Raw genomic sequence first — 17,771 nt, forward strand, 5'->3', positions numbered from 1 at the left:
CGCAATAAATGATAGTTAATTTCTCAAAAATGCACGGTTTAGGAAACGATTTCCTTGTGCTGGATAACGTCACACAAAATGTCTACTTACCCAATGATCAGGTGAGGCGTTTAGCTGATCGACATTTTGGTGTTGGTTTTGATCAACTATTAGTCGTTGAGCCTCCATACGATCCCGATCTTGATTTTCATTATCGCATTTTCAACGCTGATGGCAGTGAAGTTAGTCAATGTGGCAATGGCGCAAGGTGCTTTGCCCGATTTGTGCGCATGAAAGGGTTAACCAATCGCAACAAGATTAAAGTGTCGACCCATGCGGGTAAAATGACCTTGTATGTTGAAAAAGACGGCAATGTAACCGTGAACATGCCGATCCCTGCGCTTGACCCAAACAAAATCCCTTTCACTGCGCAAAAAGCCGAGGGCACATACATTTTGCGTAGTGAGGAAGAAACCGTATTGTGTGGTGTTGTATCGATGGGCAATCCACATTGCGTTGTTACCGTTGATAATGTTGAAGAAGCGCCTGTCGATACATTAGGCGCGGCGTTATCTGCACATGAACGTTTTCCTAAAGGTGCTAATATCGGTTTTATGGAAGTTATTGCCCCTGATCGAATTAAGCTTCGTGTTTATGAGCGAGGTGTAGGGGAAACACTAGCCTGCGGCAGTGGCGCATGTGCAGCCGTGGTCGTCGGACAATTACAGAATAAATTAGCAAAACAAGTGACAGTAGAGTTGCCAGGTGGTCAGTTATCGATTTTCTGGAAGGGCAAAGGGAATCCCGTCAAAATGACAGGCCCAGCTACACACGTGTTTGATGGACAACTAAATATATGAGCAAAGAAATGACCCAAGAATTATCGGAAGCAGGGCAAACTGAAGAGATCATGTTATCACCTGATATTATTGTGAGTTACCTTGAAGATAATCCGGAATTTTTTAATCTGCATCCAGAGTTAGTATTAGATTTGCGAATCAATGATCACCAAAGAGGTACGGTATCGTTGATTGAGCGCCAACAACAGTTGTTGCGCCAAAAAATTCATGGATTAGAAGAAGAAATTACGCAGTTAATGGCAATCGCTAATCAAAACGAACAGCTATTTGGTTTGTACAGTGATTTGTACTTACGCCTGCTAGATTGCCAGTCAGCCCAAGAGCTACTTGATTGCTTGTATCGTGCAACTACCGAGTTGTTGTCGTTAGCCGATCTGAAACTTTATCTAGTCGATAATAATGAATTATCGCACTCGTGCATTATTCAAAGCGATGCTAAAGAAGTTTTAGCGACGCGCCTTCATGAACACGATTATTACTTTGGTCGTATTCAGCAAAGCGAGCAAAACATGCTATTCGACCAAGAAATTGAAGGTTCAGTAGTGATGATCAAATTGGAGCATCAAAGTGAAGTGTTAGGCTTTTTGGCGATTCGCAGCCACGATGCTGAACACTTCGATCCTCGCATGGATACCTTATTACTTGGGCAGTTCAAAAAATTAGTTGCTAAACTTTTGGCCAAGTATTTAGTCAAGTAAGCTGGTAATAATGCGATTTAACCGTCGATTGCGCCCATTTAGAGCGATAAGTTTTGATTTGGACGATACGTTATATAGTAATCGTCCCATCATGCATGCCACTGAAAGCGCGATGACAAAATATTTCGCTGAACATGTCAATGAACCATTCAGCGTAAAGCAGCCTTTAAATTATGTGTTCTGGTTTAAGATTCGTTCACGTGTGTTACGTGCACAAACAGCGCTGCAGCATGATGTGGGTGAATTACGTCGGCAAACCTATTTTTCAGGGCTTGTTGATCTAGGATTAACAAGTGAAAAGGCTAAATCACTTGCTGATGATGCTTATCAGTACTTCATGCATCATCGATGTGATTTTACCGTTGCAGAGCCAGTGCACCACTTACTTAAAAAACTGGCAGAAAAATGGCCATTGGTCGCGATAAGCAATGGCAATGTAGATACACGCAAAATAGGCATAAATCAGTATTTTTCTCATACTTATCACGCCAATTTGACCCAGGCACAAAAACCACGCCCAGATATGTTTGAAAACGCCAGTTGTGCATTAGGCGTAGCGACGCATCACATTTTACATGTTGGCGATTGTGGCCATAGTGACATATATGGTGCAATGGCAGCAGGGTGTCAAAGTGCTTGGGTGTCAACGTATGATGTTGGTAAGCCAATATGCGTACTCCCCGATATTGAATTAAATGATGTAACTGAGTTGGCGGTATTCGCTGGCATTTAGTCAACGAGTTACAAAGATAAAAAGTGAATTTTTATGGATGTTTCAGAACTTCTTGATGGTTTGAATGACCGACAGCGTGATGCAGTCGCAGCACCGCTTAGCAATATGTTAGTGCTCGCAGGGGCAGGCAGTGGCAAAACACGCGTATTGGTACAACGTATCGCTTGGCTGATGAGAGTTGAGCAAGCCTCACCGCACAGTATTTTAGCGGTGACGTTCACGAACAAAGCGGCAGCCGAAATGCGTGCACGGGTAGAGCAAATTGTTGGTGGTAATGTACCCGGTATGTGGATTGGTACGTTTCATGGCTTGGCACATCGTTTGTTGCGGATGCACTACCATGAAGCAAATTTGCCGCAGAGCTTTCAGGTACTCGATTCTGATGATCAATTAAGGTTAGTTAAGCGAATAACCCGAACACTCGATTTAGACGAGAAACGTTGGCCGGCGAAACAATCTCAGTGGTATATCAATGGTAAAAAAGATGAAGGCTTGCGACCTCGCCACATTGAAACACATGACGATGCCACAGAAGAAACCTTTGTTCGCATTTATCAGGCTTACCAACAGGCATGCGACTTAGCGGGTTTGGTTGATTTTGCTGAGTTATTACTTCGCGCCCACGAACTTTGGCTAAACCGTCCATTATTGTTAGAGCATTACCAAGCACGTTTTAAGCATATTCTGGTGGATGAATTCCAAGATACCAACTCTATTCAATACGCTTGGTTGCAAATGCTTGGGCAAGCGCGTAGCAAAGTGATGATAGTCGGGGACGATGATCAATCAATTTATGGTTGGCGTGGTGCTCGAATTGAAAACATTGAACGATTTCTCAAGACCTTTGACAATACGAGTACTATTCGCTTGGAACAAAACTATCGTTCAACGGGCAATATTCTTAAAGCGGCTAACCAACTGATCGCTAATAATCAGAATCGTTTAGGTAAAGATCTATGGACCGATGGTGATGCTGGCGACAAAATTGCGATATATACGGCTTTCAACGAAATCGACGAAGCTCGGTTCGTTAGTGGACGAATCAAGCAATGGCGAGAAGACAATGGTTCGTTAGATGATGTTGCCATATTGTATCGCAGTAATGCACAGTCTCGTATTCTGGAAGAAGCATTAATTCAAGCACAGTTACCGTATCGCATTTATGGCGGTCTTCGGTTCTTCGAACGTCAAGAAATTAAAGATGCATTGGCTTATTTACGATTAATCAATAATCGAGATGATGACGCAGCGTTTGAGCGAGTTATTAATACGCCTACTCGTGGAATTGGTAATCAGACCATCAGCCTTGTTCGTGATGCGGCCAGAAGCATGGAAACCACATTGTGGCAAGCCTGTACAATCATGTTGCAAAATCAAGAGCTAAAAGGACGTAGCGCGAAAGTGATACAGCACTTTGTCAACCTGATTGATCAACTCGAAGATGACTCAAGTCACCTTAATCTTGATCAACAAGCCAACCATGTGATCCAGCATAGCGGTTTAAAGGCTATGTATCAGGCGGAGAAAGGGGAAAAGGCGCAAGCGAGAATCGAGAACTTAAACGAACTGGTTACGGCATGTCAAACCTTTGAACTCGACCCTGAACTCGAAGATGAACAAACGCCATTGACGGGCTTTTTAACGCATGCTGCTCTGGAGTCTGGTGAAAGTCAGGCCGATGAGTATGAACCCGCAGTACAGCTAATGACGATGCACTCTGCGAAAGGTTTAGAATTTCCATTAGTATTTATTGCAGGTTTAGAAGAAGGGATGTTCCCATCACAACAATCGGTTGAAGAAATAGGGCGGCTCGAGGAAGAGCGTCGTTTGTGCTATGTCGGCATGACACGCGCTAAGGAAAAGCTCTATTTGTGTCATGCAGAAAGTCGTCGATTGTATGGACAAGAGAAATATCATAATCCAAGTCGCTTCTTAAGAGAGCTTCCCACAGAGTGCGTTGAAGCAATACGCATGCAAAATCAAGTGTCTAGGCCCGCCACCAGTGGTCGTTTTTCGTCAACGCTCACTACACAAACTTTTGAAAATTCAGGGTTTTCACTTGGGCAATCTGTGTTTCATCAAAAGTTTGGTGAAGGTGTAGTATTGAATTATGAGGGCAATGGTGCGCAGAGTCGCGTGCAAGTTAATTTTGCCCAAGCAGGTAGCAAATGGCTGGTAGTCGCCTATGCTAATTTACAAGCGCTTTAACTTTAAGGTTGTAGTATGTCACAAAAGTTGTTGGTAGTAGAAGATAGTAAAGCCATTGCGAAAGTTATCTCTCAGATGGCCGAGTCATTGAATTTTGAAGTAACGGTGGCAACTAGCCTCGCTGAAGTAGAAAGGTTGCTACAAGGTGATACCCAATATTTTATGGCGACAGTTGATTATGCCCTACCTGATGCACCGCATGGGGAGGCAATTGAGTGCGTACTTTCACGTGGTATTCAAGCCGTTGTTATGACGGGTAAAATGGATGAAAACACGCGACAGAAGATACTTGCGCAGCCCGTTATTGATTACATACCGAAAGAAAATAGCCAAGCGTTTATGTACCTAAGGCGCATCATGCAATGGCAAATGACCAACTATGAAAATGGTGTGTTAGTGGTAGATGATTCGTTATCTGCACGTAACCACGTGGTAGAACTGCTTAAGCGTAGAAACTTTAAAGTATACGTTGCTGAAAACGGTGTGCGTGCGCTAGAAGTACTGAAAGAGAATAACGATATTCGCATGGTGATTACTGATCTCGAAATGCCGGAGATGGACGGTATAGTACTTACCAATGAAATTCGAAAGCTATATAGTCGTGAAAAACTCGCGATCATTGGCATTTCTGGTGCAAACAATGGTGTTCATTCTGCTCGATTTATTAAGAATGGTGCAGATGACTTCTTGCGCAAGCCGTTCTGCCCAGAAGAATTTTATTGCCGAATGACACAAAATATCGAAAGTTTGAAGAACATTGAACAAATCCAAAAGGCAGCGAACACAGATTACCTTACTGAGCTCCCCAACCGCCGTGCGTTTTTTAGAGAATCTGAAGCTCGTATTCATCAGTATCTGTCGAACAATATTCCTTTTGGCCTCGCGATGCTTGATATCGATCATTTCAAAAAGATAAATGATAATTATGGCCATGAAGCGGGCGATCATATTTTGAAAGTAGTTGCGCTATACATGCGAAAACACTTTGGCAATGCAATGTTAGGGCGCTTAGGCGGAGAAGAGTTTGCCATTTTGTTGGCGGGTAAAGATGAAGATCAACTTTATAATCGCTTAGATGATTTTCGCCGTGAACTTGCAGTCACGCAAATCGCTTTTGGAGATCAACATATCTCGTTTACCGTAAGTATTGGTATTAAATTTGAGTGTTGCGATGATCTCGCTAAAAACCTCAGTGATGCCGACAGCGCATTGTATTACGCGAAAGAGAATGGGCGTAATCAAGCAATTATAGCGGGTCAAGAAGACGAGTGAGGCTAACGTCGTTTTTTAGAAACGATAGCTCGCACGTAAGTAAAACCAACGACCTGTTTGTTGATAAGGGTGCAAAGTACTACCGCCCTGGTAGTACTTTTCATCGAAGACATTTTCCACTTGAAAGTTAACTGATAGCTTAGGTGTCACATGCCATTGCCAATTGGTATTGACGACGACAGCGTCGCTCACATAATGCGTAGGGGCATTGTAGTTGACGCCTTGGTTCGGAAATGGGTCTTCGACGTGCTGGCCATCTTGCTGGATGACTATAGGTGAAAACTGGCGACCTATGTACCTAACCGCGACGTGCAACGCATGATTGGTGGAAAGCTTTTTATCGACAATCAAATTTGCTGTTACTAATGGCACATTATTGATGTAGTGGTTGTCTGTGGCAATAAGCTCACTTTGCACCGCTGCGCGATAGGTGGCGTTAGCACGGATTTGCCAGTCATCCTTAACAAAACTAAATTCCTGTTCAATTCCCCACGTATAAAGCTTACCTGCATTACTATAGTTGTCATTGCTGGCAGCATTGTTTCGGTATATAACGTCAATAGATTGGTCATAAAAGATGTTCGTAGTGAGTTGCATGTGCCACTCGGGGAAAGTCCAGGAAGGAGACAGTTGTAATGAGCGCAATCGTTCGGGCTTTAAATCTGTAGCGCCTTTAAATGACGGTAAAGTGGAAAAGCGATTCCAGTAAGTCGCATCAACAAATGATTCTGAGTAAGAGAGCTTAACACTGGCGTTGTTTTTGTTATAAACCACACCAAGTCTTGGACTGAGTTCATTAATGTTGTTGGTTTGCCTACGATTCTTGTAATCGTATCTAAATCCCAGATTAGCGTGCCAATGCTCACTCAATTTTTGGTTTATCTGCGTAAACAACGAATAGGTCGATTCACTCCCACTAGGTAACATATCATCAATGCTGCTATTAACTGACTGGCTATTGACGCCAATCGGAAATTTGGCGCCATATACTTTGTAATATTCTAATTGTGTCCCGAACAGGATTTGGCGGTCAGCTGTTGAATAACGTAGTGTTGAGAGCAAACCTACGTTGTTATCTTGCCAAGTCGGGCCGCCAAACACTGGAGCTACAGGATCAATAACAAGCCCCGATTTTAACGCCATCTTATCCCAATAAAGCGCGGTATGAGTTTGCCAATCATTAAATTGATCTTCTCTGGCGACATTAAAGTGCAATGTCTCGTAGCCTAATCCTGGTCCATAACCACCAATTTTGTCGAATTGTTCGTATTGATAGGGCTCTCCACTTAAACCACCTGCCGTGTATGGTTCGATTGAATGAGCGCGACGTGCATTAAAGAGCATTTTTACGTTAGGAGACGTGAACTGGAAGCCTATATCGTACGGAGACTTGTCTCTTATGCCGTTCAGAATAGCCTGATTTTCTGCTTGCGGAGACTTTGCATAGGTGTCTTGAGGGGCAAGGTTAATTTTCTCGCCATCGGCGTGGTAACTGTTTAACCATACTAATGCTTGACCGTATTCTGTGTTTGCTCCGGAGAGTACACTTATACCTCGTTGACCATAATTCCCTGTCAGAGCGCTGATTTTAATACCAGAGAATTCGTCAGGTTTCTTTAGAATAATGTTGATGGTAGCCGTCAGCGAAACGTTGCCATATAGTGCAGATGCAGGCCCTCTAAGTATTTCAATTTGTTTGATTTTGTCGAGTGAAATGCTGTGATCTGGCGCTGCCATTGAGTAACTGCGGCTATTTAAACGATGGCCATTAAGTAAAATAAGAATCTTTTGTTGGGCGGAAGTAAAAATACCGCGAGCAGCAATATTAATCTCGTTTTGATCGGTTACATTGGTAAACCCTGGTACATAAGTGACTAGCAACTGCTTTAACGAAGTTGCGCCACTTTGTGTGATCATACGTGAGGTAATAACAGAAATAGGTACAGGCGTTTGTGAGATTTTTTCCTGTGTTAATGAGGCCACTGATACTTTTGTATCGACTAACTCAGCGAGCGAAAGCTGTAAAAAATCGCTGGAAGAATTGTTCGCTTGCGTATTGGCGATTAAACTCAAATATAAAGTGGCAACTATGCATTTGCCAATTGAGCCAAAAGTTGGCATAAATGTTAATTTTTTTATTCTTATGTGTGAATGGAGGGTAACTTAGCGAAGTGAATTGGTCAATTATTCGTGCTTTCTTTCTTGAAAGAAAGTAAAGTGTCTCAGCAAGTTGAAGGAATTAAGGCGTTAGTACATGTTAATGAAGCATACAAAGAACACTCCAATGAGATTGCTCATTTGTATGGCCTTGTATTGTTTTTCAATGGTAATATCAGCGCAACAGTTAAGTGAAGATCAAATTAAGGCGGCATATCTTTACAATTTCATCAAGCATGTGGTGTGGCCAGATGAGGCACAAAAAGACGAGTTTACTATCGCGATTTATCGTGACTTACGTCTCTATCGATTGATGGTACCAACTTTTAGCAACCGCCAAGTCAAAAACAAACCTATTCGCTTTATTTCAGTAAACTCTCCGGAAGAAGCAAGACACGCTGACTTAGTTTTTGTTCCTTCACTATCTACCATAGATCTCGCCGAACTTGCCGCTCAACTAAGACAAACCGAAACCTTGCTGGTGACTGATAATAGCGTTGATAAACATAATGTGATGATTAATTTAGTCTTTAATCAATCAACTTCCGCTATTTCATTTGAAGTAAATAAATCGAATATCATTTTTGAAAATTTAACAGTGTCGCCTGAATTATTGCTATTAGGTGGCACAGAGTTGGATGTAGCACAACTCTATCGCGAAACGGAATTGGCAATGCAACGCATGAGACAGCGAGAAGCTGGCTTGAACAAAGAAATAGCGAAACAACAAGTATTGCTGGACGAAACATCAAAACACCTACAACAACTTGACCGTAATCTTCAGCGAAGTACTAAACAAGCGGCGCTTCGGCAAACAGAATTGCTGCGTTTACAGGAAGACATTGACAGCCAAAAATCAGCTTTTAGTGATAAGGAAGCCCAATTAACACGTGTCGCTCAACAGCTTGATTCAGCAAAAGAACAGCTTGCGCTCCAACAAGAAGAAGTGCGATTAAAAGAACAAGAGTATAGCGACATGGCGAAACAAATCGCCGAGAACAAATTGATACTCGATCAGCAAAACAAACAACTTGGGCAACAACGCGTACAAATTAGCGAGCAGGGTGTACAAATCACACAAAAAAATGAAGAACTTGCTGAGCGCAAAGAGTTGATCGAACAACAGCGTTATTACTTACGGGTAATGGCTGTGCTGATCAGCTTAGCGTTGTTTTTTCTGGTGCTGTTGGTGTTACTATTCGTTAAGAATAAGCGTACTAATGCGCAGCTTAATAATACGTTACGCAATCTCAAGACGACACAGGATCAGCTAATTCAATCTGAAAAAATGGCGTCATTAGGAAAGTTAACCGCTGGTGTTGCGCACGAAATTAATACACCGTTGGGCATAGCGGTCACTTCTACCAGCTCAGCTTTGGAGAGTACACGAGCGATTAGGCAGGATTTCGAAGAAAATAATCTGACAAAATCTAGCATGCGTCGCTATTTCCAATCAATGGAAGAAGCAGCAAGTCTGAATACTTCTTCGCTTGAACGCGTTATCGAGTTGCTGAATAACTTCAAGCAAGTCGCTGCAGATCAGGTGGTGGGTGAGATTCGCACGATCGATGTGGTGAGTTATGTCAATGAAGTAATGCAAACCCTATCTGCAGAAATGAAACGTCATCGTGTCGCGTATCAATACTCCGGTATTGAAAAGGTTGAGGTAACCACTATGCCGGGGGCTCTTGCACAAGTGGTGACGAATTTAGTGACTAATTCACTAAAACATGGCTTTGATGGGCGCACATCTGGCAATATTTCGGTCGACATTGCTCAGCATGACGAACATGTTGTCATTAAATACCAGGACGATGGTGTGGGTATGACAAGTGAGGTTTTACAGAATATCTTTGAGCCTTTTTTTACCACTAAAAGAAATTCAGGTGGCACAGGTTTAGGGATGAACATTGTTTACAATATTGTTAGCCAAAAACTAAAGGGTAACATCAAGGTGACTAGTGAAGTGGATCAAGGTTCGTGCTTCACCGTGATGCTACCTTTCAAAATTTAGTCATTTAAATTTCTAAGCATTTGCCTTCTGTTCTTTGCGCTTAAGGTTATGCTGGCGTACCGAGTCTAAGCTATAAATAATCAACGCCATCCAAATAAAACCAAAGGTGATTAACTTTTCTTCTTGATACGGCTCCTGATAATAAAAAGTCGCTAGCACAAACATGATGCTTGGGCCTATGTACTGGAAAAATCCTAGTGAAGACAAAGTTAAGCGTTTGGCAGCAGCCGTGAAGCACAGCAGCGGTGCTGTGGTTACAATGCCTGCACAAGCAAGTAACAGGTTGAGCGAAATGCTATTAGCGAATAAATTGCTAGTATCACTTGAAACAAACATTGCCCAATAAATCAGTGCGATAGGCAACATGAATAAAGACTCAATGAGTAAGCCTACGAGTGAGTTAATCGGCAGCTTTTTGCGTAATAAGCCATAGATGCCAAAAGTACCGGCTAGTGCGAGCGAAATCACCGGTAAAGTGCCGAGCATAATTAACTGGATTAACACGCCAATCACTGCAAGCAGTACTGCGCATAATTGCCATTTGCTTAAACGCTCATGTAGAAATATGACGCCTAACGCCACACTAAATAGTGGATTAATGTAGTATCCTAAGCTCGCATCTAGTAAGTGATCATTATTTACCGCCCAAATAAACAAAAACCAATTGGTTCCCAAAATTGCCGCTGTTAAGAACAATCGTTGCGCCGCATGCTTGTTCGTTAACGCTTTGGTAAATTCATGATATTTGCCAAATACTAAGACAATCACAGCCAGTAACAATGTTGACCATATTACGCGGTGCACCATAATTTCATCGGCACTTACCGAATCAATCAATTTGAAATAAATAGGGGCAAATCCCCACAAAAAATAGGCAGCTATAGCGAAAAGTACGCCTACTCTTACATTTGAAGTATTCATATTAGAGCGTGAAAAGGAAAAAGAACGGCCGCAATTGTAACATGGCTATGTGGTTGGTGTTTTATTCAAGCGTGATTAGTAATATTCATAATGGTCAATAATCAATTAGAACTGTAAAGCATTGTATCCATCAAATGTATACGGTTCGTATTTCCTGAACAGTGTTAACCGCTAAAATTCAAACGCTATCTCAAATCGTCAACTTAATTGAAAAAAGTTATCTAACCAAGGCGAATAGTCAGGTAGAATAGCGCCACTTGATAATAATGATTGACTGAACTCCTCCTTGTCTACGCAGTACACCACAGAAGCATTGGAAAATGCCCTTAAACATCACTTTGGCTACTCAACCTTTCGTCCTGGTCAGGTTGAAGTTATTCAGCATGTGCTACAAGGGAAAGATGCCTTGGTGTTGATGCCAACTGGCGGCGGCAAGTCGCTTTGTTATCAATTGCCCGCAACCATGCTGCCGGGGGTGACTATAGTTGTTTCACCACTGATTGCCTTAATGAAAGATCAAGTAGATGCCTTAGTGCAACAGGGGATCAGTGCTGCTTTTGTCAACTCTAGCTTGACACAGTCCGAAATAAATCAAATATTTAAGCGTGTTGGACAAGGAGAAATAAAGCTCCTCTATGTAGCACCAGAACGCTTGAAGAATCACTATTTTTTAGAAGGGATAAGTCAGCTACCACTATCGTTTTTTGCTATCGATGAAGCACACTGTATTTCACAGTGGGGACATGACTTTAGACCTGCTTACACGCAACTTGGTTGTCTAAAGCAATATTTTCCAACCATACCAATTATGGCGTTAACGGCGACGGCCGATGTTGCCACGCGCAGTGATATTCTCAATCAACTACAACTGCAAGCACCCTATATTTCGATTGATAGCTTTGATCGACCCAATATTAGGTTCACATTGGCAGAAAAATATAAAGGTGCGCAGCAAGTCGCTCGTTACATCGCCAAACGAAAAGAAGAGTCGGGTGTTGTATATTGTAGTAGCCGATGGCAGGTTGAAAATCTCAGTAAATACTTGGCAGAGGCGGGCATAAATTGCGCTGCGTATCATGCAGGTATGGAAATTGATATCCGCAACACCATTCAAGATGGGTTTGCTAGAGACAACATTCAAGTTGTTGTCGCGACAGTTGCCTTTGGGTTGGGGATTAATAAATCGAATATTCGTTATGTAATCCATTACGAACCACCAAGAACGATAGAAGCTTACTATCAGGAAATAGGTCGTGCAGGTCGGGATGGCTTGGATGCTGAGGCCTTGTTTCTTTATGATGAAAAAGACGTAGAAAAAATTGCCAAGCGAATTTTGGATAATGATGACCCAGCGCGAGCAGCCGTAGAAAGCCAGCGATTTCACGCAATTCAAGGCTTCGTTGAAGCACAAACTTGCCGACGTCAATTGGTACTCAATTATTTTGCTGAGTATACCCAAAAAGCGTGCGGCAATTGCGACATTTGCTTAGATCCACCGAGCCAATTTGATGGTACCGAAGCCGTACAAAAAGTATTGTCGTGTGTTTATCGTATCCAGCAAATAGGTACTATTGAACATGTAATCCAAGTACTGCAAGGGGAATCGAGCGCTAAAGTCTTGAAGTATAGACATGATCAAACGTCGACGTTTGGCATCGGCAAAGGAAAGTCGACTAGTTATTGGTACGCCATTATTCGACAATTGATACATCTGGGGTTACTGCAACAGGACATTACCCAACAATCTGTACTCAAGTTAACACAAGCTGCGGCTGAGTTTTTGAAATCAAACCAACCTATCATGCTAGCGCGTCCAAGGCTTCAGCAAGCGAGCTATTGGCAAAGCAATAAGCAAACTGCGCGATATGATCGAAAACTTTTTGCCAAATTACGAGAGCTTAGGAAAACTATTGCAGACGCGGAAGATATTGCACCGTATATTGTGTTTAATGATGCATCGCTCTCTGAAATGGCAACGCTTAAACCGCAAAGTGCTCAGGAATTTCTCAACATCTCAGGTGTGGGTGACACCAAATTAATGCGCTACGGGACGAGTTTTATCGAATTGATTAAAGAGCATCAGGCGTGATGGAAAACCATACGATTATAAAAAAGCACCTTTGTAGGTGCTTTCAATTCATAATCTGAAAAAGCTTATTTTAAGCTAGCGTAGTATGCCGATAAGTTTGCAATGTCTTCGTCTGATAATGGCATTGCCATCGCTGACATTACTGGGTCTTTACGTGTACCCGCTTTGAAATCTTTTAGTTGCTTAGCGATGTATGCTTCTTTTTGACCCGCTAAGTTAGGGTACATTGGCACTGCAGAAACCCCCTCTGCACCGTGACAAGCTGCACAAGTAGCCGCTTTAGCTTTACCTGCTGCTACATCACCTGCAAATGCTGGAGAAGATAGCAATACAGTAGCTGCGATAGCTAAAGTAAGTTTTTTCATAATAATATCTCTCTTAACGATTAGAATTTTGAATTAGCCCTAGAGCATGTTGAACTTTGAAGTACAAATATTACTCAAACAAACCGTTGCGGGCACACATAGTGTAAATGTTAGCCAATTAGCTGAAAAAAGAACAGCAAAGGTTAACATGCTCTACATGTGATTATATGTAAAAAGATCTTAGCTGTCGTTGCTTTTTTTGTATTATATAGCGCGTACGCAACCAGATATTTTCACACAACATCAAACGGATAGCCGTACGATTAGGAGCGTAAATTATACTTATGCCACAAAATACTTGGGTATTTTCAGCTAAATTGTAAAGTATGCTCAAACACCCATGAATGAATTTTTGTGAAAATGCGTTTTGCAATATACATCAATCGACTAAGAGACTTTATTGTTGAATATCAAAATATCATTAGAAAACCAAAGAAGCGCCATTGTTTTTACACCTGTTCGGCAATGGCAAGATGAAGAAATTTCAGGCATGATTAATTGGTTTTTCACCCGTTTTACACAATGTGTGTCGCGTGAGCACATCTTAGGTGCAGATCGTGTTAGTGAGCGATTCGAATGGCAATCACGAGAGTATGTATTGAACTTTGAAAGCTACAGCCAGTCGGTGTGGATTGAGGCTTTCACGGTAGAGGTACCGGATAGTGCAGTAGACTTGACCGATCTCTATCTTTATATCAACCACAGCCTCGCCAACACCTAATCTTGCACCTCATCTAAAACCCTGATTACTGTGAGTGGTTAAAAAAAGCACAGTTTTTTTATCGGATGACCTATAATTGATTCTAATGGGCTTGTTCTCAGAGGCAGACCGTGTCTGTTAGTCATAGTCACAATTGGCAGGAGCAAAATATCTTGAAGCAAGGGGAAATTCACTGCACTGGGTGATGGTATCAAAAAGATCAAAAACTGGTTTTCGTTTTAATATAGCAATTTATTAGCTACGCTGGTATTGGCAAATTCGTTAAACCAATTGCAGACGTTTAAGGAAAATTTTCACAATTAAAATTGGCGCTATATGGTTGTAAATGAACGTTCAAACTAGAATTATCATACTCTCTTCTGCTGTGATGGTCATGGTGATCATTTCCAGCTTAGTCGCTGTGAAGTTTTATCTGGAAGATGTACTAGATCAACGCTTCGAACATCGCTTGGCTACTGTGTCACAATTGGCGCTAACAGCGTCATCATATCTAAATGCAAAGCAACAGCCTGATTATGTGAAACAACTGGACGAGTTAGCCGATAAAATTGCTAAACAGCATAATATGCGTGTTAGTTTTATAAGTAATTATGGCATTGTTTACGCGGATTCGGCTTTTAATGAACAAGATACTACACAACTGGATAATCATGGCACACGTCCGGAAGTAGCTGAAGCGAAAAAAAACAAGACAAGCATAGCACGACGTTATAGCGACTCGCTGCAGCAATCAATGATCTACGTAGCGAGCTATTCACCTGAACAACAATTGTTTGCTCGTCTGGCAATTCATGACCGAACCAAAGATAGTTTATTTGAAAATATGCGTTCAATGATACTTATCATTATTGGTATGTCTGCATTGGCAATTGTTGTTATTTTCATCGTCGCTAATCGCATATCCAATGTTTATAGCGAGCAACAAAGAGCGCAACAAAACAAACAATTAATTGAACATACGAGGCAACACACTTTGTGTCAGACGCTGATAAGTATGCTCAACAGTGCAGTGACATTTGATGATGCCAACAAAGTATTTTATTCGATTATGCCTAAACTGTTACCGCAGTTATGTGGTGCGGTTGTTATGCAAGTAGAGGAAGGTGAGGCAGAAGTTAATTTGGTTAAATGGGGTAAAGACTGGCCTGAAGATGTCGTCGTGCTTAATTCATCACTAAAAGAATCAAGTCGCGATGTAGTACACAGTCGAGACAATCGCCTAATAAGCGTCAGGTTATCATTTCAGGAAAAACAGTTGGGCTGGTTGCAATTGTATAATCCTGAGGAAAGTCATCAAGAAACATTACTCCATATGGTTGTTGAGTTAGCAAAACAAATAAGTATGGCGTTACATAATTTGCAGCTGAAATGTAAATTGCGAGATCAAGCAATACGTGACCCTTTGACTGACTTGTATAACCGGCGATTCATGTATGAATCATTTGAACAATCTTTAAACCGAGCGGAACGGCATCAAACACATTTAGCTGTGTTAATGCTAGATCTCGATCATTTCAAGCGATTTAATGATAACTATGGTCATGAAGTTGGAGACGAAATTCTCAAATCGGTAGCTGAACTACTTCGCAGTAACATTCGTCTAGAAGACATCGCTTGTCGATATGGTGGTGAGGAGTTTTGCATTGTTTGTCCAGATACTAATCTTCCCGATGCATATAAGCTCGCTGAAAAACTGCGAATTAGGGTCGCTAGATTGGACATTGTCAATCAGGAAGCCTGCCATGAGCAGGTTACGATATCGATAGGTGCTGCTATTTACCCTAACCATGGCAACAATATGAAAGACTTAATAGCGCTGGCGGATAAAGCAATGTACAGAGCCAAAGAGAAAGGGCGAGATTGCACTATTGTTGCTGACCCTGATATCAGCATTAACCAAACGCTTTAATTAGCTCTGGCGATTATTAACGACCATATTATAATTTGTGCCTTACAAATGCGGTTAGCGATTCAAAGTGAAAATGAAAAAAATCTTGGTGAGTAGTTGTTTGCTGGGCGATGCGGTGCGCTATGACGGTCATCATAAAGCAATCAAACACTCGTTGTTGTGTCAGTGGCAAAGTGAAGGACGCATCGTTGCAATATGCCCAGAAGTTGCTGGTGGATTGCCCATTCCAAGACCGCCCGCAGAAATCATAGAAGCACGTGTTATTGATTGCAGCGGTGAGGACGTGACTAGCGCTTTTAATCTTGGTGCGCAGTTAGCACTTAAATTATGTCAACAGCATGAGATTTCAGTGGCCATATTGAAAGAGTCCAGCCCATCTTGTGGTAGTTCGCAAGTTTATGATGGTAGCTTTTCAGATCGAACTGTATCTGGTGAAGGTGTTACCACGCAGTTACTGCGTCAACATGGAATCAGGGTATTTAATGAAAACCAGTTAGAACAAGCAGCAGTTTTTCTTCGCTAACCTGCGACCATCACCTGGTTATGCGCAGACTTTTGTAGTTCAGTCACCAATGCGCGGGTATTATTGAGGATCAGCTTAAAGTTTTGCGATAGAGTGAAGTCGTTGACCCCAAGTGATACCGTCATCTGAGGCAACCTAACGCCAGATTTACTGCTGACAAATCTGAGTTTTTCTACGCCTTGCCTTATTTTTTCAGCAATTTCCATTGCGATGGAACGTTCTACGTCAGGTAATAAAATCAGAAATTCTTCATTACCTGCCCGCACCGGTAAGCCACTGTCACCCACGTAACTTTTTACTTTTTGCGCAATCTTGCTTAACAGTACATCGCTAATTAATCCACCAAAGTGCTGGTTAATTTCACCAAGCTGATCAACATTTACAACGATAGCGGCTATTTGCTTGCTCGGATCTTCAGCAATCCAAGCTTCAACGTGCTTGGCAAGGGCTTTGCGATTGTAAAGCCCTGTGAGTGGATCAAGATAGATTTCCTTCTTGAGCACATCGAGTTCTGCTTTTAAAGCGTTAGCTTTATCTACCGATTGCTTGAGTTGCTCACTGATCTGCAGTTGCTGAATTTTGAATACACGAGATGCCTTTTGTAAGGCCTGAACCGCTCTGCTAATGAGCTTTTGATCTGCTGAAGCAATGGCGGGTGCTTCGCGCTCTAATGTTTGAACAAACGAATTTAACGATGATTGACTGTGTTTATTGCTTTCGCTAGAGGTCGTAATCAGTTGATCAATATCATTGACAATACCGTCTCGAAAACTATTTTGCTTGAGAATCACCTGTTGGTAGATGTCTTCAAATAAGAAGTTATCAAGACGCTTGCCCAAGGCTAAATGCTGCTCAATGAGCTTCTTAAGTTTAGCATTCTTATTGTTGACATACTCATAGCTCACAGCATAGTTAATCGGGGTGGCAGCTAGGTGCCATTGCTGCAATTGTTTCATTGCCTGCGCCGATTTTTTATCTGCTTGTTCTATGGAATCATGATATTTCACAATTCAGCCTCAATGATCGCTAAGATTGTTGTTTTTATACTGGCCTATTCTCAGCTAATTTGTGCAAAACTGCTAGTGTTAACTGCAATTTGTCGACATTTTTTTTAATCAATTCTATTCGTTTTGTTTACAAGTGTGTTACCAGCATAGTCAAATAAACACCGATATAGTCATTCTGTATTTTTTTATGGTATTAGAGCGTGTTGACCTTTGCTGTTCATTTTTGCAGCTGACAGTTTGGCATTTAGACTAGGCAGAGCCTTCGTCGTGTAGTTATTCTCCTCCAGTAAGGCGATAACACAGTATAAATGCCAA

The 17,771-nt window shown here is 41.8% G+C and carries 14 protein-coding genes; 10 read left to right on the top strand and 4 right to left on the bottom strand.

Annotated features, from left to right (window positions below; translation table 11 throughout):
- Nucleotides 1-8: 8 nt before the first annotated feature.
- From dapF to ACSLUK_RS15115, 5 genes are read left to right on the top strand one after another with little or no spacing between them, the layout of a single operon-like run.
- A complete protein-coding gene (dapF, locus tag ACSLUK_RS15095; RefSeq protein WP_448549502.1) occupies nt 9-839 on the top strand; it encodes a diaminopimelate epimerase in 831 nt (276 codons plus the stop codon).
- The gene (locus tag ACSLUK_RS15100; protein WP_448549503.1) at nt 836-1,537 is read left to right on the top strand and encodes a DUF484 family protein; all 702 of its coding nucleotides are present in this window, start codon (nt 836-838) and stop codon (nt 1,535-1,537) included. The genes dapF and ACSLUK_RS15100 overlap by 4 nt, the downstream gene beginning before the upstream one ends.
- 10 nt (nt 1,538-1,547) lie before the next feature.
- Nucleotides 1,548-2,270, top strand: a complete 723-nt coding sequence (locus tag ACSLUK_RS15105) for an HAD-IA family hydrolase (RefSeq protein ID WP_448549504.1) — start codon at nt 1,548-1,550, stop codon at nt 2,268-2,270.
- Between the two features lie 33 nt (nt 2,271-2,303).
- Nucleotides 2,304-4,478, top strand: a complete 2,175-nt coding sequence (gene uvrD / locus ACSLUK_RS15110; protein WP_448549505.1) for a DNA helicase II — start codon at nt 2,304-2,306, stop codon at nt 4,476-4,478.
- Between the two features lie 15 nt (nt 4,479-4,493).
- The gene (locus ACSLUK_RS15115) at nt 4,494-5,750 is read left to right on the top strand and encodes a diguanylate cyclase (RefSeq protein ID WP_448549506.1); all 1,257 of its coding nucleotides are present in this window, start codon (nt 4,494-4,496) and stop codon (nt 5,748-5,750) included.
- A gap of 15 nt (nt 5,751-5,765) precedes the next feature.
- On the opposite strand, the gene ACSLUK_RS15120 is transcribed toward ACSLUK_RS15115, so the two are convergent.
- On the bottom strand, nt 5,766-7,871 hold the full coding sequence (locus tag ACSLUK_RS15120; protein ID WP_448549507.1) for a TonB-dependent receptor plug domain-containing protein: 2,106 nt from the start codon (nt 7,869-7,871) through the stop codon (nt 5,766-5,768).
- Nucleotides 7,872-8,010: 139 nt separating this feature from the next.
- Here ACSLUK_RS15120 and ACSLUK_RS15125 point away from each other — a divergent pair, with 139 nt between their 5' ends.
- Entirely contained in the window at nt 8,011-9,921 is a 1,911-nt protein-coding gene (locus ACSLUK_RS15125; protein WP_448549508.1) for a YfiR/HmsC family protein, read from the top strand.
- Between the two features lie 12 nt (nt 9,922-9,933).
- On the opposite strand, the gene rarD is transcribed toward ACSLUK_RS15125, so the two are convergent.
- Complete coding sequence (rarD, locus tag ACSLUK_RS15130) at nt 9,934-10,842, bottom strand: EamA family transporter RarD (protein WP_448549509.1); 909 nt, start codon at nt 10,840-10,842, stop codon at nt 9,934-9,936.
- 286 nt (nt 10,843-11,128) lie between these two features.
- Between rarD and recQ the strand changes: the two genes are divergently transcribed.
- Nucleotides 11,129-12,931 (top strand): DNA helicase RecQ, encoded by a 1,803-nt coding sequence (recQ, locus tag ACSLUK_RS15135; protein ID WP_448549510.1) that lies wholly within the window; start codon nt 11,129-11,131, stop codon nt 12,929-12,931.
- Between the two features lie 65 nt (nt 12,932-12,996).
- On the opposite strand, the gene ACSLUK_RS15140 is transcribed toward recQ, so the two are convergent.
- Nucleotides 12,997-13,296, bottom strand: coding sequence for a c-type cytochrome (locus ACSLUK_RS15140; RefSeq protein ID WP_448549511.1), 300 nt, complete (start codon nt 13,294-13,296; stop codon nt 12,997-12,999).
- 400 nt (nt 13,297-13,696) lie between these two features.
- Here ACSLUK_RS15140 and ACSLUK_RS15145 point away from each other — a divergent pair, with 400 nt between their 5' ends.
- The 3 genes from ACSLUK_RS15145 (at nt 13,697) to ACSLUK_RS15155 (ending at nt 16,449) form a co-directional block, all read left to right on the top strand.
- A complete protein-coding gene (locus tag ACSLUK_RS15145; RefSeq protein ID WP_448549512.1) occupies nt 13,697-14,017 on the top strand; it encodes a DUF3630 family protein in 321 nt (106 codons plus the stop codon).
- Nucleotides 14,018-14,342: 325 nt separating this feature from the next.
- The gene (locus ACSLUK_RS15150; protein WP_448549513.1) at nt 14,343-15,926 is read left to right on the top strand and encodes a GGDEF domain-containing protein; all 1,584 of its coding nucleotides are present in this window, start codon (nt 14,343-14,345) and stop codon (nt 15,924-15,926) included.
- A 73-nt stretch (nt 15,927-15,999) separates the two neighbouring features.
- Nucleotides 16,000-16,449, top strand: coding sequence for a 2-thiouracil desulfurase family protein (locus ACSLUK_RS15155; protein ID WP_448549517.1), 450 nt, complete (start codon nt 16,000-16,002; stop codon nt 16,447-16,449).
- On the opposite strand, the gene ACSLUK_RS15160 is transcribed toward ACSLUK_RS15155, so the two are convergent.
- Nucleotides 16,446-17,456 (bottom strand): GGDEF domain-containing protein, encoded by a 1,011-nt coding sequence (locus ACSLUK_RS15160; RefSeq protein ID WP_448549514.1) that lies wholly within the window; start codon nt 17,454-17,456, stop codon nt 16,446-16,448. The two genes, ACSLUK_RS15155 and ACSLUK_RS15160, sit on opposite strands and share 4 nt — an antisense overlap.
- Nucleotides 17,457-17,771 lie beyond the last annotated feature (315 nt).

The organism is Thalassotalea fusca, assembly GCF_053485835.1.